The 24,419-nt window shown below is 63.7% G+C and carries 18 protein-coding genes; 7 read left to right on the plus strand and 11 right to left on the minus strand.

All coding sequences use genetic code 11. The features are described from left to right. Positions 1–284 precede the first annotated feature (284 nt). The gene (locus LVY72_RS14020; protein WP_237821901.1) at positions 285–668 is read left to right on the plus strand and encodes a hypothetical protein; all 384 of its coding nucleotides are present in this window, start codon (positions 285–287) and stop codon (positions 666–668) included. Beyond that, complete coding sequence (locus tag LVY72_RS14025; protein WP_237821903.1) at positions 665–1,432, plus strand: RES domain-containing protein; 768 nt, start codon at positions 665–667, stop codon at positions 1,430–1,432. The genes LVY72_RS14020 and LVY72_RS14025 overlap by 4 nt, the downstream gene beginning before the upstream one ends. 82 nt (positions 1,433–1,514) lie before the next feature. Here the strand turns inward: LVY72_RS14025 and LVY72_RS14030 are convergent, their stop codons facing one another. The 7 genes from LVY72_RS14030 to LVY72_RS14060 all read right to left on the minus strand — a co-directional run bounded on the left by LVY72_RS14030 (position 1,515) and on the right by LVY72_RS14060 (position 9,690). Further along, the gene (locus LVY72_RS14030; RefSeq protein WP_237821905.1) at positions 1,515–2,312 is read right to left on the minus strand and encodes a DUF4839 domain-containing protein; all 798 of its coding nucleotides are present in this window, start codon (positions 2,310–2,312) and stop codon (positions 1,515–1,517) included. A gap of 359 nt (positions 2,313–2,671) precedes the next feature. After that, on the minus strand, positions 2,672–3,637 hold the full coding sequence (locus tag LVY72_RS14035; protein ID WP_237821907.1) for a ribokinase: 966 nt from the start codon (positions 3,635–3,637) through the stop codon (positions 2,672–2,674). Positions 3,638–3,674: 37 nt separating this feature from the next. Continuing rightward, positions 3,675–5,519, minus strand: a complete 1,845-nt coding sequence (locus tag LVY72_RS14040; RefSeq protein WP_237821909.1) for an ABC transporter permease subunit — start codon at positions 5,517–5,519, stop codon at positions 3,675–3,677. Next, positions 5,519–6,580 (minus strand): ABC transporter substrate-binding protein, encoded by a 1,062-nt coding sequence (locus LVY72_RS14045; RefSeq protein WP_237821911.1) that lies wholly within the window; start codon positions 6,578–6,580, stop codon positions 5,519–5,521. Before LVY72_RS14045 ends, LVY72_RS14040 begins: the two co-directional genes overlap by 1 nt. A gap of 29 nt (positions 6,581–6,609) precedes the next feature. Then, positions 6,610–7,725 (minus strand): ABC transporter ATP-binding protein, encoded by a 1,116-nt coding sequence (locus tag LVY72_RS14050; protein WP_237821913.1) that lies wholly within the window; start codon positions 7,723–7,725, stop codon positions 6,610–6,612. Then, positions 7,725–8,885, minus strand: a complete 1,161-nt coding sequence (locus LVY72_RS14055; protein WP_237821916.1) for a M24 family metallopeptidase — start codon at positions 8,883–8,885, stop codon at positions 7,725–7,727. Before LVY72_RS14055 ends, LVY72_RS14050 begins: the two co-directional genes overlap by 1 nt. Continuing rightward, a complete protein-coding gene (locus tag LVY72_RS14060; protein WP_237821918.1) occupies positions 8,878–9,690 on the minus strand; it encodes a glutamine amidotransferase in 813 nt (270 codons plus the stop codon). Before LVY72_RS14060 ends, LVY72_RS14055 begins: the two co-directional genes overlap by 8 nt. Before the next feature lie 144 nt (positions 9,691–9,834). On the opposite strand from LVY72_RS14060, the gene LVY72_RS14065 reads away from it, so the two are divergent. Together LVY72_RS14065 and LVY72_RS14070 are read left to right on the plus strand one after the other, a co-directional pair. Beyond that, positions 9,835–10,881, plus strand: coding sequence for a LacI family DNA-binding transcriptional regulator (locus LVY72_RS14065; protein WP_237821920.1), 1,047 nt, complete (start codon positions 9,835–9,837; stop codon positions 10,879–10,881). Positions 10,882–10,941: 60 nt separating this feature from the next. Continuing rightward, positions 10,942–11,766: an N-acyl homoserine lactonase family protein gene (locus LVY72_RS14070; RefSeq protein ID WP_237821922.1), complete on the plus strand. Its 825-nt coding sequence runs from the start codon at positions 10,942–10,944 to the stop codon at positions 11,764–11,766. Between the two features lie 273 nt (positions 11,767–12,039). Here the strand turns inward: LVY72_RS14070 and LVY72_RS14075 are convergent, their stop codons facing one another. Continuing rightward, complete coding sequence (locus tag LVY72_RS14075; RefSeq protein ID WP_237821924.1) at positions 12,040–13,041, minus strand: helix-turn-helix domain-containing protein; 1,002 nt, start codon at positions 13,039–13,041, stop codon at positions 12,040–12,042. A gap of 141 nt (positions 13,042–13,182) precedes the next feature. On the opposite strand from LVY72_RS14075, the gene LVY72_RS14080 reads away from it, so the two are divergent. Then, a complete protein-coding gene (locus tag LVY72_RS14080; RefSeq protein ID WP_237821926.1) occupies positions 13,183–13,773 on the plus strand; it encodes a hypothetical protein in 591 nt (196 codons plus the stop codon). 590 nt (positions 13,774–14,363) lie between these two features. Beyond that, positions 14,364–14,900 (plus strand): mismatch-specific DNA-glycosylase, encoded by a 537-nt coding sequence (locus LVY72_RS14085; protein WP_237821928.1) that lies wholly within the window; start codon positions 14,364–14,366, stop codon positions 14,898–14,900. Positions 14,901–14,972: 72 nt separating this feature from the next. Here the strand turns inward: LVY72_RS14085 and LVY72_RS14090 are convergent, their stop codons facing one another. From LVY72_RS14090 to LVY72_RS14100, 3 genes are all read right to left on the minus strand, one after another. Then, on the minus strand, positions 14,973–15,848 hold the full coding sequence (locus LVY72_RS14090) for a nuclease-related domain-containing protein (protein WP_237821930.1): 876 nt from the start codon (positions 15,846–15,848) through the stop codon (positions 14,973–14,975). Positions 15,849–16,120: 272 nt separating this feature from the next. Continuing rightward, complete coding sequence (locus LVY72_RS14095) at positions 16,121–18,496, minus strand: hypothetical protein (protein WP_237821932.1); 2,376 nt, start codon at positions 18,494–18,496, stop codon at positions 16,121–16,123. 65 nt (positions 18,497–18,561) lie between these two features. Further along, a complete protein-coding gene (locus LVY72_RS14100; protein WP_237821934.1) occupies positions 18,562–23,352 on the minus strand; it encodes a DEAD/DEAH box helicase in 4,791 nt (1,596 codons plus the stop codon). 298 nt (positions 23,353–23,650) lie between these two features. On the opposite strand from LVY72_RS14100, the gene LVY72_RS14105 reads away from it, so the two are divergent. Further along, complete coding sequence (locus LVY72_RS14105) at positions 23,651–24,418, plus strand: YfbU family protein (RefSeq protein WP_237821936.1); 768 nt, start codon at positions 23,651–23,653, stop codon at positions 24,416–24,418. The last annotated feature ends 1 nt before the right edge of the window (position 24,419 follow it).

Raw genomic sequence — 24,419 nt, forward strand, 5'->3', positions numbered from 1 at the left:
GCGCAGTTGGGAATTTCGGCCGCGATGGGTTCAACGGCCTCCGGATGGATTTATCTGCATTGCGGGGAACCATCTTTCCGGAGATGAGATGAGCAGGCAGAGCCTGTTAGGAGCGTTGGTGACACATATGGAAGTGTTCTGCATGGCTGGAAGCATGAGCCCGGTCAGCGCGTGGCCGTTGTCCCGGAGGAGTCGGAGTGGGCAGACAATGAGTGGATTTTTCGTGGATTTCCTGTTCCGCGGCGCGTAGGGTGGAGATGACGGAGAAGGGGAGCGTGAGGACCGTGAGTATTTCCACCGGGATCGGTGCCGCCCATGCGGGCACCGCGCGGTTGGGCATCCGGGAGATCGTCCGCCAGCTGAACGGTGCCCTTGGTGCCACCCTGGTTGCGGCCCTGGCCGGGGCCAGGGACCCGAAGATCAGCTACAAGTGGGCCCGGACCGACGGGCCCGAACCCAAGCCCGAGGCCCAGGCGCGCCTGATGCTTGCCCACCGGGCCTGGACTGCGGTCTCGAGCGTGGAGGGGGAGCACGTGGCCCGTTTGTGGTTTGTCGGGGCCAACCCGTGGCTGGGGGAGATCTCCCCGATCGAGGCCATCAGCCGGCTCGAGGCCAAAAAGGTCATGGACGCCGCCGCGGCCATGACCGATGACCGGTTCGCCGGTTGAGGCGCACCTGCACCGCGACGGGACTGGCCCTGGTCGACACCCGGCTGGAGGGGTACCGGATCGCCAAGAGCTCCTACGGGCCGGTCAGCCCGCGGCCGAGGCCCGCTTCCCCGGGCGCCGACCGGTCCGGCTGGTCGCGCTTCGACACCCCGGGCAGCACCATCTATCTGGCTGGGGATAGGCGCACCGCGTATGCCGAGACCCTGTCCATCACCCGGGTCGGGAACCGGTTCCGCTCCGCGGTATCCTTCGCCGCCGCCCAGTTCGGCATCCCCGAGGCCGAGGCGCAGGCGCTGGTCGAGGAGGACTGGACCCGCAACGGCAACATGGTGCCTGGCTGGCTGCCGGCCAGCTGGCGCGAGGGGCGGCTGATGTACCGGCTGCGCATGGACGGCCCCGCTTCCTGGGTTGACCTGACGGCGGCCGAGTCCGTCGCGGCCCTGAACCGCCACCTCGGACCGGCCTTCGACGAGGAACTGAACATCCCGCAGATCACCCTGGGTGCCCTGACCGGGGAGAACCGTGAAGCCACCACGCTCATCGCCCAATGGATCCGCGAACAGGTCCTGGACGACGGCAGCTATGCCGCCGGCGTCCGGTTCCACTCCAAATTCGGCGGCGGCACCTGCTGGGCCTGGTGGATGCGCCGCACCGACGACGGCCTCGGCCCCGAACTCGTGGAGATCATCGCCGAGGACGAAATCCACCCCCGCGACCCGGATCTGGACTACGTCCTCAAGCTCTACGGCGCCTCCTGCCGCTGACCGCGCATTGTCGAGGGCCAAGGCGTCCGGTCCCGACGCAGACGGTCTTTCTGTGCCCGTCCGGGGCTGAGGACCGTAGGGTCTACCGGGCTGTGGTCGAGACCGGGGTGAGGGAGAACCAGCACTGGCCGGGGCTATACTCGCCGACTTCAGCGGTCACCCGGAATTTGTCGCCTGCGCCCACGTAGGACGGGATGTTCTTGCCGGTGAAGTTGAGGTCGAACATGCTCACGTCCTCGTACCTGAACGCTGGGCCCACGGCGGTTTCCGGCCCCGCGTTGCCCGGGCCGAGAAGGATGTCATACCGGGTCTTGTATTCCGCGTGATTTTGCATGTTCACGATGGAACCGTCGAACTTGATTTCCCGGCCCTCGTACTTAGCCGCGAAATCCGCCATCGAGGGATCGCAGGAGTCGGCCTTCAAGAGCGCCGCGAACTCCTTGCTGTTCTTGGCGGTGATGACCTGGTCGGTTCCTTCAGACGGGGTCGGAGTAGGCGACGGGGCGGGTGCCTCGTCCACGGTCACCGCCTCGGTCGACTTAGCCTCGGCCGACTCAGTAGCGGTGCTCTCGGCACTGGTCTCGCCCCTGTTCTGGGCGGCGGCGATTCCGATGCCGCCGGCAGCCAAGAGCAAGAGAACGGCCGCCGCTCCCGCGAGGGTCCGTTGCTTCGCGGGGGCGAGACCCCGGAACACGTACCATGCCTTCGACAGGAACGTCTCGGGCTTTACGCGCCGGAAGTTCAGCGTGGTCTGCAGAGTGCCCTGGGCCTGGTCTACGAGTTCCCAGCCGCTCTCTTTCTGCGCCTTGGCAATCGCGCGGTTCTCCATGCCGCGCACTGCCCGGACGGACATGTACTCGTATTTAATGTCGCCCGACATCCGGCTCCCCGACCCCTTAACTGAATTCACTGAAGCGCCCTGGGCCTGATGGAGACTCTCGCTATGTGGTTCCTACCTCCAGGTCGCAGTTGGCTTGATCAGCATAGAACGTGTTCCCGACCTCTCCAGGCAAGACCCGTCGAGGTAGCCGAAGAGCCGCAAACGGCAAAAGCCGGCAGGAAACCTCGGGAATACTTGTCATATGCGCTGTTATCGGCGTTCCAGGTCTGATCGCATGTCCGGGCGGTGTTCAGATGGGATAGTCGTGGGCGGGCGCGGTGACAACAGGGCTCAGGCAGAGGGCTTCGCTGCTCCGGACTGGCTTCGGAAGCAGGGCGGCTGCATGTGGCAAAGCCCGGTCAGGAGGTTGGTGAGCCGGGAGCGGAGGGGATGTCTTGTGACAGGACCTGGACCAGGGTCGGATAGGAGGTCTGGGTGCCTTCACGGGTTGCGGCGAGGGCGGCGGCCCTGACGGCGAAGACGGCGGCCTCCTGCAGTGTCGTGCCGGCGGCGAGCCGGCTGGCGATTGCTCCGAAAAATGCGTCTCCGCAGCCTGTGGTATCGATGGCTTCGACGGGTACCGGTTCGACGATGACCGGTCGGCCTTCTCCGGTGGAATCAAGCACGGCGGCACCTTGGGGGCCGAGGGTGACGATGGCCCGGGGCAGGCCCAGCCGGCGGAATTCCTGCTGCACGGTGTTCCAGTCGGGGTGTTCGGGGAGCGGATGTTTGAGCAGGTTGGATGCCTCGTGGCGGTTCACGAGCAGGATGTCGGTGTCCCGGAGCAGATCCTGCGGGACTTCGGTGTAGGGCGAGAGGTTCAGGATGACCGTTGTGCCCTGGGTTTTGCCCGTCCGGGCCGCTGCCTGGACGGTGGGCATGGGAATCTCCAGGGACAGGCACAGCACTGCCGCATCCGCGAAGAGGTCTTCGGCCTTGAGGACATGGGAGGGGAGCAGCCGGGCGTTGGCGCCCGGGGAGACAATGATGGTGTTTTCGCCGCGGTCATCGATGGCGATCAGCGCGGATCCGGTGGCGGTTTCCGGCATGATGCTCACATGGGAGGTATCGATACCGTGCCTTTGGGCTGCGGCGGTCAGGGATGCCCCGTGGTCGTCGTCCCCGACTGCTCCGACAATTGAGACCGGGCAGCCCAGGAGCCGGGCGGCGGTTGCCTGGTTTGCGCCCTTTCCGCCCGGGGCCATCCTCAGCTGCCCGCCCTGCACTGTCTCACCCGGGCTGGGGAGCCTGGACGTACGGACCGACAGGTCCATGTTGAGGGATCCGATGACCAGCACGGCTGGCGGGATGGCTGCCTCGTGCATTTGTACTCCGTATTCGTCGTGGGGCGGTGGTTTCCGGTCAGGAGGAGCGGAGCGCGGGCTGTTCCGGGGCGTGTTCTTGCATTCCGCCGTCCCGGGGCCTGTCGGGGAAAGGTACTGTTTTTGTATTTCCGATGGTTTGGGCGGTGAGCCGCCGGGCGGACAGGAACTGCCAGATGCCCGCGGCCATCATGGCGGCCAGCGCCAGGGCCGTGAAGATGCCTCCGGCGGCTGCCACGGTCGGCGTTACGTTGAACGTGAGGCCTTCCCACATCTGCACCGGAAGGGTCTTGAGCCGGACGTCGCTCATGAAGAAGGCGAAGACGAATTCGGTGAACGAGGTCAGGAACGAGAACAGGAAGGCCGAAAACATGGCGGGCCTGAGCAGCGGGATGTAGATGTCGATGATCCGCCGGCCCAGGGACGCCCCACTCATCCGTGCCGCAAGGTCAAGGCGCCAGTCGAATCCCCGCAGTGCGGTGCTGATGACCAGGGTGCTGTAGGGCAGGGCGAGCACGACGTGGCCGATGGAGATTCCCGCGTAGGTAAAGGCCACGCCCAGCGACACGCTTTCGAAGTACAGGCCCAGGGCCGGGACGATCCAGGGAATGACCAGCGGCGCGATGAGCAGCGCGAACAGTGCGCCCTTGCCTTTGAACTTTCCGCGGGTGAGGGCCGCCGCGGCGAGGGCGCCGAACACTACCGACACGACTGCGCTGATGAGCGCGATGAGCAGGCTGTTCAGGGCGCTGGTGGTCCACACCTGGTCGGAGAGGAAGGTCTTGTACCAGCGCAGGGAGAAGCCCTGCGGCGGGAACGTCAGCAGTTCGGTGGTGGTGAAGCTGGCCCCCAGGGAGATCACGAGCGGGATGGTGAGGAACACCAGCAGCAGCACGACGGTGGTGCGGGAGAGCACGTAGCCGGCCCAGGTGAAGGCCCTGGTGCCGCTGATGAACGAGGTTACCCGCTGAACGGGGGAGGAACAGACCAGCGTGCACCAGTACAGGCTCAGGCGGGACTGGCCGGTCCTGGCGGCATCCCGGTGGGCGGGAGCGCCGTAGAGGCTTTGCATGACGCCGAGTCTGTTCAGGGCGAAGAGGAACAGCAGGATCACTCCCAGCAGCAGCATGCCCAGCGCGGCGGCCTGGCCGTAATCTCCCAGCAGCTTGATCTGGTTGGCAATCAGCACCGGCAGCACCGTGTCCTGGGGGTTTCCCAGCAGGGCGGGCGTGGCGTAGTAGCCCAGTGTCATCATGAACGCGAGCAGCATGCCCGCCAGAATCCCCGGCACCGCGGCCGGCAGAACGGCGTAGAGGAATGCCTGGAACCGGTTGGCGCCCATGAGCACGGCGGCCTGTTCGATCCTGGCATCGGAGCCCCGGGTGGTCGAATACACGACGAACACGAAGAATGGCAGGAGTATGTGGACCAGGCCGAGCACCACGGCCCCCAGACCGGGGGCCAGTCCCTGGCCCGGGTCAAGGAAGCCGAGGAATCTGGCGCCGGCGGTGATGGGGCCGGTCGGGCTGAGGCCGATCATCCAGGCCAGGACCCTGACCAGTTCGCCGTTGGTGACCAGTGGAATGAGCAGGAAGATGCTGATCACGGCCTGCCATTTCTTTCCCCAGCGGTCCATGGCATAGACCAGGAACAGGCCCAGCACGGTCGTGTAGAGCGTGGCGTACAGGGCGAGCACGAGGGAGTTCTTCAACCCGCCGGTGTAGGCGGGGTTGGTGACGGACTCGGCGTATTTTTCGGCGGTGAGCTCCGGCAGCCACAGGCTCTGCCGGACCATGTAGAACAGCGGCAGGATGAAGAACAGGAGCAGGAAGAGCGTCGGTGGGATGGCCGCCCATCCCACCGACGGCTTTTTGGGTGTGCGCATCACTTGGCCGAGTACCACTTCTGCCAGCGGTCATAGACGGCGTCATAGTTTGCTGCCCACCACTGGGCATCCATGTTGCCGGCCACTACGTCTTTATTGGCCGGGTTTGATTCCAGGTTCTTCGCGATGTTTTCCGGGATCATCGGGTAGGCCTTGTCATTGGCCGGCGACATGCCGGGGAAGGCCTCGGCCAGGGCGGCCCCGGCCTGGGCGCTGGCGGCGTAGTTCATGAACTTCATGGCATTTTCCTGGTTCGGTGCCGTCTTCAGCACCGCCCAGGCCGTTCCGCCCGAGAGGGCTCCCTTGATGGTGTAGTCCACCGGCTGGCCCTGCTTCCGGGAGGAGGCGATGCGTCCGTTCCATCCCTCGCCGATGACGGAGGTGCCGCTGGAGAAGTTCTGGGTCTGCTGGGCGCCGGAGTCGTACCAGACGATGTTGGTCTTTGCCTTGAGTTCGTCGAGTTTTTTGAAGGCACGGTCCACGTCCAGCGGGTACATCTTGTCCCAGCTGACCCCGTCGGCCAGCAGGGCGATCTCCAGCACGGACTGGGGGCTGTTCCACAGGCCGCGGGGACCGGGGAACTTCGCGGTGTCCCAGAGATCGGCCCATGAGGTGGGGGCGGTCTTGATCGACTCGGTGTTCCAGGCCAGCACGTTGGCGGAGTACACCGACCAGAGGAAGTATTTGGAGGCGTCGGCCTCGGAGAAGCCGTTCTTGTCCACGACGGTGTAGTCGATCGGCTGGTAGAGATCGGCGGCTGCATTATCGGCCAGTGCGGTGGAGGTCGAGACGACGTCCCACTGCTTGGCTCCCTGGACCTGGGCCTTGATGGCGCCCTGGGAGTAGTCGTAGCTCTGGGAAACGACCTTGATGCCGGTTTCCTTCTCAAAGGGTTCGTACACGGCCTTGGCCATGGCGTCGTGGTAGGCGCCGCCGCCGTCGACCACGGTGACCGTCTGGGTCTCGGTGGAGCCGCTGCCGGAGGCGGGGGCGCCGCATCCGGCCAGGACCAGGCCGGCGGAGGCGGCGATGGCGATGCTCGCCCATGTCATTCGTTTCATAACCATTCCTTCTGTGAGGGAACCGGAGCCTAGGCGGCTACGAGTCGCAGTGAATCAAGGTCAAGGGTCAGTCCGATCTCCTGCCCGGGCCGGTAGCCCAGGGCCCTTCCGGAGGGGGCCGTGGCGATGAGGGTTTCGTCCCCGATGCGTACCTCGCACCGCCAGATGCCGCCCATGAACGCGACTGCCGTGAGCGAGCCGAGCAGGTGCCGATGCGGATCGTCCGGGCCGGTGACGGCGGCCATTTCCGGCCGGACGGCCAGGAAACCGTCACCGTCGGTGCAGGTGTGGTCGGGCGTGGCGGGCAGGCGCAGGGCCTGTCCGCCGTGCGCCAGCTTCGCCTCGAGCCAGCCGGCCCCGGGGAGCACGGTGCATTCGAGCAGGCTGGTTTCACCGAACGCGGCGGCCACGTAGGCGTTGCGGGGATTGCGGTACAGCTCCGGCGGGGCGGCCACCTGCACGATCCTGCCGCCGTTGAGCAGCGCCACCTTGTCGCTCATGGACAGGGCCTCGTCATGGTCGTGGGTGACGTAGATGACCGTTGACCCGGCTTCGAGCTGCAGCTTGCGGATTTCGAACTGCAGGGCTTGGCGCAGGTTCCGGTCCAGGGCGCCGAGGGGTTCGTCCATCAGCAGGACACGGGGTTCGAAGACCATGGCCCGGGCCAGGGAGACCCGCTGCTGCTGTCCGCCGCTGAGCTGGGACGGCAGCCGGTCGGCCACATGGTCCAGGGCGACCAGCTGCAGGTACTTCTCGACCCGGGCGCGCCGGTTCCGGGTGTTCAGGTGCCGGATCCGCAGCGGATAGCCCACGTTTTCGGCCACCGTGAGGTGGGGGAAGAGGGCGTAGGACTGGAAGACCATGCCAAAGCCCCGCCGGTGGGCGGGCACGTGGGTGAGGTCCCGGCCGTCGACCTCGATGGTGCCGCCGGTGAGGTTCTCCAGCCCGGCGATCGCGTTGAGCAGGGTTGATTTTCCGGATCCGCTGGGACCGAGCAGGGTGACGAACTCGCCGGCCTCGATGTCCAGATCCAGGTGCTCCAGCACGGTTGTCGTGCCGTAGCTTTTCCGGGCATTCCGGATCCGGATGGAGGCACCGGCGGGTCGCCGGGAGGTGGCTGCCCGTTCGGCCATGACCTGGGCCATCACAGGACCTGCTTATCGATCGGCAGGTCGATCAGGGGTTCGCACCCGTCCCCGGTGATGGCCACGGCCATGCTGCGGTTGACGAATCCGACGTCGGGGACGCACAGGCACGGGACGATGTGGAAGGTCATGCCGGGTTCAAGGACCAGGTCGCTGCCCGGGCGTATCTGGGCGATCTCGTTCTCCCACCAGCCCGGCGGGTAGGCGATGCCGATGGAATAGCCGAGCCGGCAGACCCGGTACTGTTCCAGGCCCCGGGCCTCGTAGAGCTTTTTGGCAAAGTGGTCCGCCTCGGAGGAGACGACGCCCGGCTTCAGGAAGCCCAGGATCTCCGACTGGACCTCAACCACGGCATCAATCACGCCCTGGGACCGGCCGCGGTCCTGCCCGTAGACGAAGGTCCGTTCCACCGGGCACTGGTAGCGCCCGTAGCTGCCGGCCATGAAGAAGGTGACCACGTCGCCGTCGGCCGGCTGCTTGCCGTCCCAGTGGCTGTGGGCCCGGGCCGACCCGGGTCCCACCGGCAGCGACGGGGGGTCGGCCAGCAGGGACGCGCCGGCCTCGAGCATGGCCGCAAACGCTGCCGACACCGCCTGGGTGTCCGTGGCCCCGTTCCGGACGGCGTCGGCCTGGGCGTAGACGCCGGACGCGGCGATCTTCCCGGCTTCCTTCATGAACCCGATCTCGGTGGCGGATTTGATCCGGCGCATGCCCTCGATGGTCTCGGTAATCGAGTCAAAGGCCTCGGGCCTGATGGCCGAGAGCAGTTTCTGCACGGTGTCATAGCTCATGGTGGGCCGGTTCAGCTCCAGCCCGAGCCGGCGCACCCCGGTTCCGATCAGCCGTTTGGCCGTTTCGCCGATGATCAGGTGGGCATCCTGGTCGTCCCGGTAGGAGGACCAGGCCTTGCACCAGGACCGCTGCGCCCAGTGCTCCTGCCAGGTCATTTCGATTTCCCGCACGACCAGGACCGGTTCCTTTTCGGCACAGAAGATCAGCGCCTGCGGCGAGAGGAAGCCGCCCAGATCCACCCCGGTCAGGTAGTGGATGCTCAGGGGCGAGGAGATGATCGCCGCGTCAAAGCCGGCCCGAAGCATGCGCTCCCGGAACCGGTCCCTGCGCCCGGCCAGTTCCGAAACCGCGGTGATGGCCTCATACATGGGAGGTCTCCTTCTGTGCCGCAGCCTCCCGGACCGGCGTGCCGTGGCCGCCGGCCAGCCAGGTGATCAGCGAGGTGAAGATCGTGCGGTAACCGTGCCAGTCGGAAAAGTCCTGAGGACACCAGTGCGGTGAAATATCGCTGGTCCATGCCGCCGAGCGCCCCCGCCCGGCCCCGCCGACGACCAGCAGCGGGTCTCCGTCAATTTCGGCCAGCACCTCGGTCCCGGCCTTGGCGGCCACCTTGTTGTACCCGAGCAGATGCGGCCACGGGCCTGCGGGCAGCACGGACAGATCCAGGCCCAGCGCCTGTTCCCGGAGCAGGACCGGACGGACCCCGGCAGGGCGTTCGGCCCGGTCATCGAACCGCGAGATTTCCACTGGAAGGACCCGCTCAACCGCCGATCCGGCGTAGAAGGCCTTGGCCTCGATGCCCTGAAAGCTGAGGTACCCGCCCATCATGGCCAGCCCGCCGCCGTTGAGGGTCCAGTCCGCCAGCAGCTCCAGCCGGTCCGGATGCCGCTGCGATGACAGCCAGGTATTCAGGGGAAGGAGCAGGCTGTTGGCGCCGATATCCGAAAGAATCACGACATCGAACCGGTTCAGGGCGTCCATGTCCCGGGGAAAGCTTTCGGGCACCTCGTGGCCGGGCATGAACGTCAGGTCAATGTCCGATCCTTCCAGGGCCTTCGCCAGCGGCGCATGCCCGGTGTGATAGGTGACGCTGGTAAACGAATCGAAGCCTTTGTAGTGGGTCGAATTGCTGATCCACGACTCACCGGCCAGCAGAGCTTTAATCATCATCATCCTTGAATCGTTGCGGTGTTCCGGGGAGAACCCGGAGGTCTTGCAGGTCGTTGGGGGCTACGCTACGTTTATGCAAAGCGCTTTGGCAAGAGGTTTTGCAAAGCGGTTTGCAAACAGCCTGCAACCGAAAGGAGGGGGACCCGGATGGTGTCGATTGCCGATGTTGCCTCCTTGGCCGGAGTGAGCCCCACCACGGTTTCCCATGCCATCAGCGGCAAGCGGAAGGTCAGCGACAAGGTCCGCCGGCGTGTGGAAGCTGCCATGGCAGAGCTGGGCTACCTGCCGCACCGTGCCGCGCAGAACCTCGCCCTGGGCACCACGCGCATCATTGCGCTGCTCGTGCCCGATATCGGCAACGAGTTTTTCGCGGTGCTCGCCAAGGGAGCCGAAGAGATAGCCAGTTCGCGCGGCTACAACATCCTGCTGTGCAACACCGGATTTAACCACGAACGCGAGGTCCTCTACCTGGAGATGCTCCGGGGCAGGGCCGTGGACGGGGTTATCTACGCCGCCGGGGCCGAGATGACGGGCCGGGAACTGACGCGCCTGCTCGGAGCCATCCCGCTGGTCCATGTGGACGAGGAGATCGAGGACTCCCAGACCGTCGCGGTCGTCTCGGACAACACCGCCGGCGGACGCCTCGTGGCCGACCATCTGCTGGCTCACGGTCACCGCCGGGCCCTGATCCTGGCCGGGGAAGCCCATTTGATCAGCAGCACCCAGCGGGTGGAGGGTTTCCTGTCCGTCTGGAACCGGGCCGGCGGGTCGGCAGAAATCAGCCGCGGCACGATGACCATCGAGGGAGGAACCGCAGCCTTCCGGCAGCATAGCCGCGACATCCTGGACAAGGACATGACGGCTGTTTTCGCCATCAACGACCTGATGGCCCACGCAGCCATCCAGGAACTGCGCTCCCTCGGTCTGCGCGTCCCCGAGGACGTATCCGTTGTCGGGTTCGACGACATCTCCCTGGCCGCGCGTTCGCATCCGTCCATCACCTCCGTCCGTCAGGACATCACGGGACTGGGAGCGGCCGCAGTCGAAGTCCTCCTGGATTCGCTCGAGCACAAATCAGCGATGGAGCCCCACCGGGAAGTCCTGCCCGTCACGCTGGTCATGCGGGAATCGTCCGGCCGGTCACGCACCGGGCCCGGCACCGTGGCAGCGGCCGCCGGAACCGCCGACGCCTGAGCGTCATCCCCGGCGGTCCGCAGTCCGCCGTTCACCGCCGCCAACCATAGGAGAAAACCCGTGAGTGTAAAGATCCAGCACATCGTGACCGGGGAGCTGGAAAGCTCCCTGCCCGTGTCCCTGCTCAACGCGGGAGCGCACCCGGACCTGCCCGTGGAGGAACGGCGCCCCTTCGGCTGGCGCACCGACATCCGGCGCCGCAACGGCGACATCACCGAAGGCGTCATGGTGCCCGTTCCCGTCTGGCTGATCCAGGGAACCGACCAGGTGATCCTCGTCGATACCGGACTCGGGGACATCGACGAGGTCTCCGAGATGCAGAGCCGCTACGGCGTCGACTTCGTCGCCTCCCGCAGTGACGGCCAGGACCTCGTCCAGGGACTGTCCCGGCACGGGGTTACACCGGAGGACGTCGACACCGTCATCCTCACCCACCTGCACTTCGACCACGTCGGCAACAACGAACTGTTCCCCAACGCCACCTTCATCGTCCAAAAGGACGAACTGCCCCAGGCCGAGGAACCCCCGTCCTTCTGCATGTTCTACTACCCCGAATACAGCTACAAGATCGACGCGGTCCGCGACCGGCTGCAGATCGTCGACGGAGACCACCGCATCAACAATTCGGTCCGGCTGGTCAAGATCGGCGGCCACACCCCCGGCTGCATGGTCGTGATGGTCGAAACCGACGCCGGGACCGTGTGCCTGACCAGCGACGTCATGTACAACTACCGGAACCTGGAACTCAACTGGCCCATGGGATCATTCTGGGACCTGCCCGAACTCATGAACGGATACGACCGCATCCGCAAAGAAGCGGACATCATCATCCCGGAACACGACTGGAAATTCCGCGAACTTTACCCCACCGGCGAAATCGGATAGCAGCCGCTCCACCCCGCGGATTACTGGGACTGCCCGCAATAGTATGCGCATGCGAATGCGGGCAGGTCCAGACCCCGGGGAATTACTGTCATATGCGCCGTTATCGTTTGAGAGCCGCTGCCGTTGTTCTGACCTGCGTTGACCACGAGCCCCATCCCCAGCGCTGTTCCTAAGCGGTAATGCTATGGAAGGTGATTGGCAGGCAGCCGAGGTGCAATGATGCCTGTTTAGTGCCGGGCGGGTCGAGCATGGATGGAAATGCCTGTAGCGGTACTAATGTCCGCCAGCTTCTTCCGGGTCCTCGCCGAAAGCTTCTCCCCTTCCCTTTTTCAGTCGAAGTTTGCCGGCGCTGATCGCCCGGTGAATCTGGTTTGCAGTCCGGTATTTGGCGGCATCGAATTGGCCTTCCACCAGGTCTCTCATGAACCGGAACCGGGTGCGGGACCAGAGCGTGATGACCTGTTCGAAGCCAAACGCCGGGAAACCGGATTCGTCGGTGGGATCGGGGGATCCGCTGGGGTCTCCTCCGAGCGATTGCAGAAGTCCCCGAAGCTCCCGCATATCCTGGGCCGAAGAGCGAAGACGCCGGACCGCGCGTTCTGCTTCCTTGGCTTGATCGGGGGCTGCTTTCGACACTTTCACTACGAACCCCTCAAGGGCACTAGCGGATTCGATATCCGTCAGGTCGCGCACTTCGTCCATGAGACGCAGGTGCTCACTGGAGCTCGGTTCCCAGCCGAAGTGCCCGGTCCTGACATACCAGGCGAAGTCGCGGGTCAATTGGGCATGCTTTTCGGTTGCGGTCCGAAGCTGGCGCCCTACGGTCAGGAGCCTGACGGCATCCCATCCGCTTTCACCGTACGTGGCTTCCAGGATCATTCCGGTCATTGGCATGACCGCCGGCCCGTTCTCGGCAAGCTCAGCCTCCATGCTTGCCCGGTCATCACTCCATTGGCTCGGCGCATCCAGCCCGGCTACCCAGTCAATAACATCAATGGCTCGGGGGCGAAGCACCTGCTCCTCCCCGGTGTTGGAGGCAGGAACCGGGGACATCGGCTTGGTGACGTCGAAAAGGATCGCGACGGGTGGGACACGCAGCGCCCGGGAAATGGCCAGAAGCTCGGTAACAGTGAGGTCATCACGGCGGCCGTTCTCGATGTTCGCAATGACCGACCGGGACATCCCCGTATCCTCTGCCAGTTCTTGCGCCGACAGCCCTTCCCGCTTGCGGAATGCAGCAATCCGGCGCCCTACACCCTGCACTTTTTGTGTCATGAAAACACAATATACCAGCTTTTGTGTCTAAATATACACAATATGCTAGAGTGCTCCAGTGAAGTGCTGGGAAGCAGGAAGGGCAAGGATCGTGCACGGCGAAGGTCCGCACGTATCGCATCGTGCAGGTAAGTGGAGGGCATGAAGGACAGGATTGCCGCCCCCGGGGCCATAGGTGCCTGGGGAGATGAAAGCATGCGGACCAGCAAAGTCTCTGAGCCCATGTACCTGCTGGGAGCAGCTCTGGCAGATGAGGCAACGGCCGCCGAAGCCCGCGAGGCTATGCGCATGATCCATAGGTCCGGCCCGAAACTGCACTGGAGGGACCTCGACCACAAGGCCAAGCTTCAGTCCGTCGAGACCATAGCCTCGTTGAGTCTGGACCACCTCGTGGTCGTCGCCACTCCCTTGGACCCAAAACGGCAGGAGCGCGCTCGTGCCAAGTGCATCGAACGGCTTTGCTGGGAGGTCGAAGACCTGGGAGGATCACAGGTGATCCTCGAGGCTCGCACACCATCCCTAAATGCCCGCGATCGCAATCTGATTCCGAAACTGCGCGGCAAGAGTGCCTTGCCGGTGAATCTGCGCGTTGACTGGCTGCGCGGGTCGGAGGATCCCATGCTTTGGGTCGCTGACCAGGTGCTCGGCGCTTACGGAGATGCCGAGACAGGAGATGAGCGGTACATGTCAGTCATCATCCAGGATGTCCTGGTGTCACGCATAAAGCTCTAGGCAGCGCGAAGGCCAGGTCCCGTCATTACCGCGCGGGGGTCCTGGCCTCACTTCTTCCATCCCGCAGGAAGGAAGCTCGGTAGTAAGCATAGATGTCTGCCATCCAAATAGCAATCCTTCCGGTAACAGGCCCTGCTTGAGGCCGTTCCGTAAAGCCGCATTTCTACACCGGACGTTGATGGACGGCCGCCCGTCCATAATCGGATACCCAACTCGATGGAATAGCTTCGAGCCCCCGGGTGGTGGAGGGCACCTGGTGCGCCTTCCACGGGCAACTGGGGGAACGAGCGCCAGACATATGCGCGGTTACCAGCGAGGCTGCAGGCTTACACTGTAGCTTTTCTGTCCAGCAGACATGAGCTACGGGAGTTCGCTGCAGCATCTGGACGGCGCCGGCGCCTTGTCCTGCCAGCCTAACCCGATGGCACGGCGCTTCGGATGCCGTAGCGGCATGATCCGCCATCCCACCGCCGGTCGAGTTGGCCTGACCGATGTGCTTTTGCGGCAGGTTACGCGGCGGACCGGAGCCTGCTGCGGCACCCGATAACCTGACAGGAACGGCCGGAGGGCCGGGGTGAAGGAGACGGGGAATGAACAGGCAGGGCCTGCCGGACCGGGTGGTGATGGGGCTGCCGGTCCTGGTGTGCGGGGACTACCCGGATGGTGCGAGCCTGGAGGCGGGCCACTACTACGCCGACGGCGGCAACAGGTTCTGGGACCTGCTCTACGATTCGGGCCTGACCACCGAGGCGCTGGGCTGGGAGGATGACGGGGTTCTTCCGGAGCTGGGGATCGGCCTGACCGACCTGAACAAAGCCGACGCACACGGCGCCGGCCACGTGCGCCTGGCTGCCCTGGTACGGGCGGGCCGGCCCGGGTGCGTGGCCTTCAACGGCAGGAACGTTGCCGAAGACTTCATCCGCCAGGCAGGCACCGGCCGGCGGGTCGAGATGGGCCTGCAGGACTGGGGCATTGCCGGGGCCAGGGTGTACGTTCTGCCCGGCAGCTCGGGTGCGGACACCCACACGCGCCTGGTCGGCAGGGACGGGCTGGTGCTGGACCGGCCCGGGTGGTGGGCCCGGCTGGCAGAGCATCTGGGCAGGCGCAGCGACGGACAACGGGAGTAATCCGCCCGGCATCGACAGCAACGGCCGGCCGCGGGAGGCGGCCTGGAAAACCCGGCTGGCCGGTTCCTGCCGTCAGGGTGCAAAAACGGTCAGGAGCACGGTGGCTGCTGCCGGGATCAGTGTGGCCAGCAAGGCGGCCAGGGCGCCCAGAGCCCAGGCGATGCGCCGGCGCCGGGCCGAATCCACCAGCTGCTGCAGTCCGGCGAAGCCGCGGTGCAGGGCGGCGGTTTCGGCAGGGACAGGCGGGTTCCGGTGCCAGGTTCCCGGCAGGCAGGCCGCCGCACCGATCCGGGCCACCTGTACGGGGTCGAGGACGGGTTTGCGCCGGGTGAGCCAGCGCAGCAATTGCCGGTCCGTCACCACGGCCACCCCGGCCGGCTGTTCGCGGACCGTTAGGGTCTTGGCCCCAACAATGACCAGCACCCCGGTAACCGCAACCGGTTCACCGGCGGCGGCAGTCAGGAGCCTGGCTGCGCGGCTGGCCTCGTGTGCGGCGTTGGGGATGTGGCGCTGGCGGTGGCCGGCCACCATTAGCGTGTTGCCGGCGACCCAGACGGACTGGTTGGCATGGTTTTTGGTATTGAGGGTAAACACCCCGGCCGGACCGATCACTACATGGTCGATATCGGAGGTGCCGGCACCGACCGGCACGGCGTGCAGCACCGTCCAGTCCGGACCCAGCCGGGCCAGGATTTTGCCGACCCGGATTTCTCCCAGCGCGCCCAGGTACCAGGGGCGGCTGTCCGGGCCAAGCGGATCAGCGCCGAAGACCCGTCCCAGCCGGGACTGGGGCCGGTCCCGTTCGTGGACGGCCAGCAGCTCGCTGATGACCGACTGCCCGGGTATCCGCTCCTGCAGCGGCGTACTCCCTCCGCTGGCATCCGCTTGAGGTCCTCCATCTCGACCCGCAAAGGCCGGGTCATCTCCCGGGGCAGGGTTGAAGGTCATCGATTGCCGCCTGATCGCTGATGCACACGACCGATCCTAGGCCAGCCTCAAGCACACCCCGCCGAACACGGTGCCGAAACCGAATCTCCGGCAGCGTTAGAGCCTTGGCGTTGGCATTCACCTGCCGGATCGGCAGACTAATCGGCGAGGGACATATGTGCTGTTATCAGCGTTCCTTACATCCTCCCGTACCTTCAATGGCGTGAGGGGCGGGAATAGAGGGGGCGTACAAGTGGCGGGGATTGCCTAGTTTGGTGACGACCGATTCATGGTCAACGCTTCCGAGGCTGGCGTTTTTTCCTCTTGCCGCCGGGAGCTCGTGAAGTTGGCCTCCGTGCCGATGGTGGTACTGCCCTGGTTCTGCCTTCAGCCCGCCTCAGGCCTAAGGCGGTCACAGCTTCATCGAGTGCTGGGTCATCCTGCTCAGGCCCGTTCAGATAAAACACGCCCATGACGTCGCCGTTCTCGTCGAGGTGGACGCCCAACGCTCGGTCTGCCTTGAGCTGATATTTCTTCAGACGCATGTACACGTCGAGACGCTCCAAGGACTCGTCGTGGCCGCCGGCCGATGCGCTGACAAAGAGTAGGGCGTGTCCCCAGTGGCCGACGAATTCCTGGACAACCGAGTGAAACCTACGATCCTGTCTGGCGTCGTTCACTATCTTGGAAACGTTTGCAGTGAGGGTTGCCTGTCCCTCGCCGGAGAGGTTGAGCAAATCGGCGCCGAACCGAAGCCAACCGGGTTTATGGTCCTCATCCAGAAACTCAACCAGCTCCTGAACTTGGGAAGCGTCGCGGCGCTGAGGCTTGGGAGCCGGCGTAGTCGAAGTACCGTCAGTGTAGTAAGCCCAGGCATCGAGAGGGTCCGTAAAAGTTCCTACGCGGCTTGGCTTCTGGCTACGGTAGCGCGCCCGGTCCTTGCCGGAGGGGCGTCCGGACAACGGGTATCGGGCGTGGATCTCGTCCGGGTCGGGTTCAAAGTACAAGCCGCCTTGGAGGAACCACATCAACAGGTCGAGTTCGTCTGACGCAACGAACAAGCGTGCGGTGGCGGGATCAGTTCGACGCCGCAGGTAGAGCAGGAACTGCGCGGGGAAATCCAGCAGTTCGCGGATGAGGATCAAATCATGCATGGATACAATCCACGGCATTGTCGGGCCTGTGAGGATTCCGCCCCGGACGAGGGTATCGGCAGCGATGGCCAAGGGCCCGAAGTCTTCCAAGCAGACAACGACTGTATGAACTTCCCGGACCGTCGATAAATCCAGCCACTTGCCGTTGGCCCGCCATATTCCGCCGTTGGTAAGGATCAGCTCCTCAAGCCGCTGGGCCTGTTCCGTTGCGGCACCGATTGTTTTCCTGATGTCTTCGGTAACGCGCTGGACATTTCCGGTTCGCGCTTTCTCGGACAAGGCCCCGGCTTTGACCTCCAGGCACACTGCCACATCGTCGAGGACCAGAAGCCCGTCGCTTTCCACGAGCTGCCCTGCATTTTTGGGGTCGGTAGCATCTGCGGACAAGGTGCTGACGTCCGAGCCGGCAGGTGCGGTCAGGTACTTCAGGGATTCATAGGTGGGTGAGGCCAGCCCGAATAACTGTGCCAACTCTCTGGCTGCCAGTTTCTCGACCAGATTGTCCCGCTGCCGGCCGTAGCTCTGCCAAGAGTTTTGCTTGGTCCTGAGGCCCGCCTCGAGACGAGGCCTTACCATCTCGGCGCTGATGCCGGACTGGAGTATCGTGTGGTTCCCGTCGGCGTCTCGCAAAGCGGCGATCTGGCTTAAACTCGTCACCCCGTGGATCAGCTTAAGGATCTCTTGCGCGGGATCGGCAGTGGCAAAGGGCCTGCTAAACGTGCGGAGGATCTTGTCGATCTTCTCCACGGGTACGCTGCAGTAGTGGGTCAGGTCTCCGGCTGTGAAAGTTGATGATTCAGCGGGGCTGTTCAGGGCAGCGTGGAGTGATTTTGCAAGTTCCTCGCGTTCTTGTTCGGTCGGATCGGTCTTCGATTCCATCAGATCGTGGATCCGACCCAGCGAATGGCGCAACGGGTCAAGTGATTTCTGGTAACACTGCTGAATCGCTTCGGCCACCTGCTCGACGTCCGATAGATCGAAGCCAAACTCCCGGTTGAGAAGTATTTGGATGCCGCTTGCTCCGAGAATCTCTCGGTTGATTACCCGGCTGACTCTTTCATAATGTCGCCCCCGGACGACGAGGTCATGGGATACCAACTGGCCGGCGAGATCGCGCAACGGTCCAAGCTCAGGCTTATCTCGCATCGCCTTCGACAGCATTATTCCAACGAGCACTATGTCGCGGGCATGACGGGCCAGTTGGGAAACCAGCGCCTCCGTGGGCTTCTCCGGCTTGGTGTCCGGACTGAGACGCTGGCCCAGGCTGAGGGCCACTATGGCCACAACGTCAATCACAGCCGGAAGCTGTTCCGACTCACTTTCTCTGTAGTCATCAACTGTCATCGGAATTTCATGCCTGCGGACAAGCTCAATGACATTCAGCAGGTCCTGTCCGGCCAGTAGCCGGACCATTGCCTCTACAGATTCCCCAACCACTATCGGTGCTTGGGCTATAAACTCCTCCCAAGAATCGGCGGGGGTGAAGTGTCCGGCCAACCTCTCCACCCGGGCCATGAATGCATCCGCACCGGCAGGTCCCGGGACAACGACCTGCCGTGGTTGTCTGGGTCCGTCTTGTGTCATTTGGTGACACCTAGCGGTGGCAAGTCAGCGATGATCCGGGTGGTCTCCATACTTACTGTGACGACTTTCCTGAGTAAATCGATGATGTACCGGGGATTGCCCACCTCATCACGCCAGTCGTTCGGGTCGTTGACGATGCCCGAGGCCTTGTCCGTTTTAACCTGATAGCGTTCCATGATCCATTCGATGGCTGACCGAGATCCGAGCATGTACCTGTAAGCCTCCTCAGGGATGCCGGAAAGGGTGATGTGCTCGTTGTAGACGATCCGGCTGCGGTCTTTGCCCCTGCCGAAGCTCATCTTCCTGACACGATACGGGTCCTGCACCTTGGCCCCTACCGGCGTTTCGTCTAGTGGATACGGTTCAGCCTCTTCGTAGCCGATGTGCAGGGCTGCAAGCTCGCGACCGGCAGCGGTGAAAGCTTTGAAATCAGTGTTCGTGCCGACTTTGGGGATGCGGGGTAACATTTTCTTCAGATCTGCGGCGAAGTTGCTTCGATAGTCCGGGGAATGCAGGATTCCATAGACGTAGTAGAAGATGTCGTCCTTGGTGACAGCAGAGCCATAGCTTTCGCGGTAATCGGTGAGTGCCCAATCGGAAATATTATCCAGTCGCCGGTATCCGCGGTGGAAACCCTCGGAGCCTGACAGTTCGCTCAATAGATCGTGTTCGTCTACTGGCACCGCGATGTATGTATAGCGTGAGAAGAGCTGTGCCGCATCCATGAACATACCAACATCCGGGAGTGCGTCCACGGCGATGACTGAAAACGGCGTCCTTGGTGTAGGAGCAATGACGTAAAGTCCAATGTTCTCTAGGTCGGAAACGGGAAAATTGCTGGGCAATTTGTATACCATGTCGTTGAATTGCCGGTCGAAGTAGACGCGCTGCTTGTTGAATGGGCGGTACATCGAGGTCCGCATGGCGTCCTGCCGGAACTCGTATCGGGTGCCGCGGCCGATCTGTACCTTGTCCGCCCGGTTCCAACTGAAGTTGGCGGGGTCGAGGTTGATGAACGCGTCAACGGTGAGCGAGGGATCCGCGGCCCGGGCGGACTGGTAGTCACGAGACTGGGTATTGAAGAACTCGATGGACTGGCGGACGTTCTCTTCGAGCTTTGATTTGGAAGAGTTGTAGACCCAGGCATCACGCGCCGTTGCCAGACCGCGCGAGTAGGTAGCAAAGATGCCGCTGTTGCCTGCTGTCTTATCCCCAATCGGGGTGAAGGTTTCAAAGGAGGTGTTGCGCTGGTTGATCCAATCGCCGTCGGCGTTGGGTGCAATGGTCTGCCAGTCGATGGAGGCGATGGTGCTGTTGTCGATCATGGCGAGCTTGTCTTCGCGGGTGAGGTAGTCGCCGATGTCCCTGTAGCGGATGGCTGCTCCGGTGCTGGTGCCAGGTTTCTTCACGAGCAGCATGATGGCGACGGTGTTGCGGCTGCCCGAGGCGAAGATCTTGCCGCCTTCTTTACGGGAGAGTTCGCCGGCGGTGCGCTGGTTGCCGCGGAGATTGTAGATGTAGATGGAATGGAATTCGTCGGCGAGGGTTTTGCGGAGGCCGTCGGCGGTGTTGGAGTCGATGTAGCCGCCGTTGGAGACGTAGCAGATGATGCCGCCGTGTTCGGAGCCTTCGATCCGGTTGGAGGCCCAGCGGATGGCGCGGATGTAGGAGTCGTAGAGCGAGTTTTTGTTGACCGCCGTCGACCGGGCGGCGTAGGTGCGGCTGATGGATTCGTCCAGACTCGGGTATTTCAGGTTGGCGTTCCCGTCATTGCCGCTGGTCTGTCCCACGGAGTAGGGCGGATTGCCCATAATCACGCGGATGTCGAGGGCTTTCTGGTGGGCGGCGCGTTCGTTGTTCTGCGGGAAGATGGCCTCGTCCATGGTGTCACCGTCTTCGGACATCTGGAACGTGTCGGTCAGGACGATCCCTTGGAAGGGGACGTAGCCGGCGTCGGGGTCTTGTTCGCGGGTGATGCCGTGGAAGGTGGCTTCGATGTTGATTGCGGCGATGTAGTAGGCCAGCAGCAGGATTTCGTTGGCGTGCAGTTCGTTGGTGTACTTGTACAGCAGGTCTTCGGGCCGGATCAGGCCGGACTGCAGGAGCCGGACGATGAAGGTGCCGGTGCCGGTGAACGGGTCCAGCACGTGCACGCCCTTATCGGACAGGGAGGCGCCGAATTCGGCACGGAGCACGTCGTCGACGGACCGGATGATGAAGTCCACGACCTCGACCGGGGTGTAGACGATGCCCAGGGACTCGGCGGCGCGGGGGAAGGCGTACTTGAAGAACTTCTCGTAAAGTTCGGTGATGATCTGCTGCTTGCCCTCGGCGTTGTCGATGCCCTCGGCCCGCATCCTCACCGAGGCGTAGAACTTCTCCAGGGACCCGGTCTCGGTCTCCAGGGACCTGCCCCGGAGCACGTCGAGCATCCGTTCCATCACCTGCGAGACCGGGTTGTGGGCCGCGAAGGAGTAGTCCTGGAAGAGGGCGTCGAAGACCGGCTTGGTGATCAGATGCTGCGAGAGCATGTCGACCGCGTCATTGCGGGTGATGCCGTCGTTGAGGTTCCCGCGCAGGCCTTCGAGGAACTTCTCGAACTCGTCCTGGACTCCGGAGCCGGGATCGTCGAGGATGCCGCGGATGCGCAGGGTGTGGCGTTCGGCAATGTCCTTGACGTCTTTGGCCCAGTCTTCCCAGTAGCGGCGGTCGCCGACCTTCTGGACGATGCGGGCGTAGATGGCGTTGCGCCAGTCTTCCAGGTTCGGGAAATTCAGGCGCGTCTGCTCGCCGGACTGCAGGTCTGTCTTGCCCGGCTCGTCCCCGGCGTCTCCAGTGCCGCCGACGCCGATGATCTGGAGCTTGTCGTCTTTGGCCTTGTTCAGTTCGAGCTTGTTGACCATGGCGTTGAAGCGGTCATCGTGGGCGCGCAGCGCCTGCAGAACGTCCCAGACGACCTTGTACTTCCGGTTGTCCTTCAGCGCCTCCTCCGGCGCTATGTCGGTGGGCACCGCGATGGGCAGGATGATGTAGCCGTACTCTTTGCCGGGGGCCTTGCGCATAACGCGGCCGACGGACTGGACGACGTCGACCTGGGAGTTGCGCGGGTTCAGGAACAGCACTGCGTCCAGGGCTGGCACGTCCACGCCTTCGGAGAGGCAGCGGGCGTTGGAGAGGATCCGGCAGACTTCGCCGTCTTCGGCGGTGTCGGACTTGAGCCAGTCGAGCTTTTCGTTGCGTTCGAGCACGTTGTAGGTGCCGTCGACGTGTTCGCCCTCGCAGCGCAGTGAGCCTTCGTGTTCGCGGGCGAGCTGGTCGGTGACGTCGGCGAACATGCCGGCGATCTTTTTGGATTCTTTGATGTTCTGGGCGAAGGCGACGGCCCGGCGCATGGGGGCGCCGGTGACCTCGAGCCGGTTTTGGTCGATGCCGCGTTTGGCGAGCCCGTTCCAGCAGCCGACGATCTTGGCCACATCGTCCAGGGTCAGTTCGTTGTTTTCGTCGGTGAGCAGTTGCTGGAAGGTCTTGTTGACCGATTCCTCGTTCACGGCCAGGACGAGGACCTTGTAGTCGGCCAGCAGGTTCTTCTCGACGGCCTCGCCGAAGCCGAGGTGGTGGAACTCGGGGCCGTAGGTGGCTTCGTCGTCCATGGAGAAGACCTTCACGTCGTTCTCCGCGGCCTTGGCCTTGGAGTCCTGGACGTAGATCCGCGGGGTGGCGGTCATGTAGAGGCGCTTCCGGGCCTTGATGAAGTCTTGGTCGTGGACCCGGACGAACGCCGAGTCATCGTCGTCGCCCTGGGTGAGGCCGGTGGTGCGGTGCGCCTCGTCGCAGATGATCAGGTCGAACTCGGGCAGCCCCAGAGCCTGGGCCTGGGCGACGACGTCGATGGACTGGTAGGTGGAGAAGACCACGGTGACCGCGTCCTGGCCGGAGCTGATCCGGGAACGGGCATAGAGCTTCTGCGGATCGGTGGAGGCAGGGAACGCCAGGTCGTGGACACTCAGGTCCTCATGTTTTTTCCCGACCTTGGTGTCCGAGCAGACGGCCAACGGGCGCAGCGGCAACTCGGCCTCGGCCGTCCACTCGCTCAGGGTCTGCTGCAGCAGGGAAATGGAGGGAACCAGGAACAGCACGCTGCCGCCGACCGGGACCTGGTCCTCGACGATCCGCAGGGAGGTATAGGTCTTGCCGGTGCCGCAGGCCATGATCAGTTTGCCCCGGTCCCGGGTTCGGAAGCCGTCGCGGACCTTCTCGATGGCGGTGCGCTGGTGCGGGCGGGGCCGCTTCTTGTCCTTGCGCTCCATCTCCTCGGGCTGGTCCGGATCAAAGGTGGACCAGTCCACGACCGAGTTCTCCAGGTCCTGGAACCGCAGCCGGGTCACCGGCTTGGACTGGTTCCGCAGCGCGTCCTCGGCGTGCTTGCTCCAGTTATCCGTGGTCGAAATGATCATGCCGTAGCTGAAATCGGCCTTGCCGGCGGCCGTGAAGAAGGAGTCGATCTGTTTCTTCTCCAGCCTGCGGGCCGGATCGTAGAACTTGCATTGGATCGCCACGAGATCACCGGTGCCGCGTTCCCGGGCCACCAGGTCGATTCCGGTATCGACCTGCCCGTTGCGGCCGGGCCACTCGCGCCACAGCCACACGTCGCTGTACTGGTCCGCGTACTGCGGATCCAGCTTCAGGTAGGACTGAATCAGGCGCTCAAACTTGCTTCCCTTGTCATGCTCATCGGATGCGGCGAAGTACAGCTTGTCCAAAAGAGCAGCAAAAGAAGATGAGGCCATGCATTTATCTTGCCGCACCTTGAGAGCTGTTCCGTTTACGGCCACCCGGGCGAGCGTGTCACCTGACTTGTGTTTGCTTTCTGCGAGGGGCTGGACAAAAGGATGGCCGGCCGGGAAGTGTCCAAACCTTGAACCTCGGCGCTGCCGCTGCGTTGCCGCCACCCGTTATGCGTTCGTCGGTGGCGGCTTCTGGCCAGGGGATGCATCATGTTCGAGTGTCTTACGATAGTGTTATACTGTATTGCAGGTATGACCGTATTATCTCTCGATGGGTATGGGCCCAGAAAGGACGACTTCAATGGCAACGGTAACTATTAGGCTGGAGGATGAGGCGCGGGATCGGATCGCCGAAGCCGCAGAGGAACGCGGTGTCACGCTCAGCAATTACATTCGCGAAGCGCTCGAACTGCACCTGGCGGTCGAGCAGCCGGATGAATTGGGGAGCTCCCGTCCCGGTGGCGAAGAGGCGGTGTCTTTGACGTTGTTCCAGCGCAAGGTACTCCAGCTGCTTCACCGCAACCTTCTCGCCACTCAGGGCGGCCTCACGGAGTCTTACTACGACCACGATCAGGAAGTGCGGTCGCTAAAGGTCCTCGAGAACGGTTTCGCAGGAGAGTATGCCGAGGAATTTGCAGATATCAGCGAGCCGATGACACGGGCCGAATGCGAGCTGGTCTGGGACATTCTGGATATGTTCCGCATCATCCAGGGCAGCGTGTACGAGCTTGGTGAGGGCGGCTGGGACCATATCGGCGTGGAGAACGCTGAGCGTTACGGGACATTCCGCGGATTCGACCTCAATGATTCCCTGGAATCCCGCCTTCTCGCTTATGCCAAGTACCTGATCAAGACGGACCGGTGGACCGAACAGAGTAGCGCTTTCAGCCGCGAGAACAAGGGGGGCAACTCCCACACGCCAAGGCTTCCCACCTACCGCGCCATGCTGCGGGTCTTCAAACCTCTTTGGCGTCAGGCCGTCCGGGGCGGCAGCCGTTTTCACCTCTCCGCAGAGGATCTCCGGCAGGTCCTGCTGGCGGCCCCCGGCGCGCAGCCGACAGGGGAGTAGG

It is taken from the genome of Arthrobacter hankyongi, assembly GCF_022012395.1.
Taxonomy (GTDB): Bacteria; Actinomycetota; Actinomycetes; order Actinomycetales; family Micrococcaceae; genus Crystallibacter; species Crystallibacter hankyongi.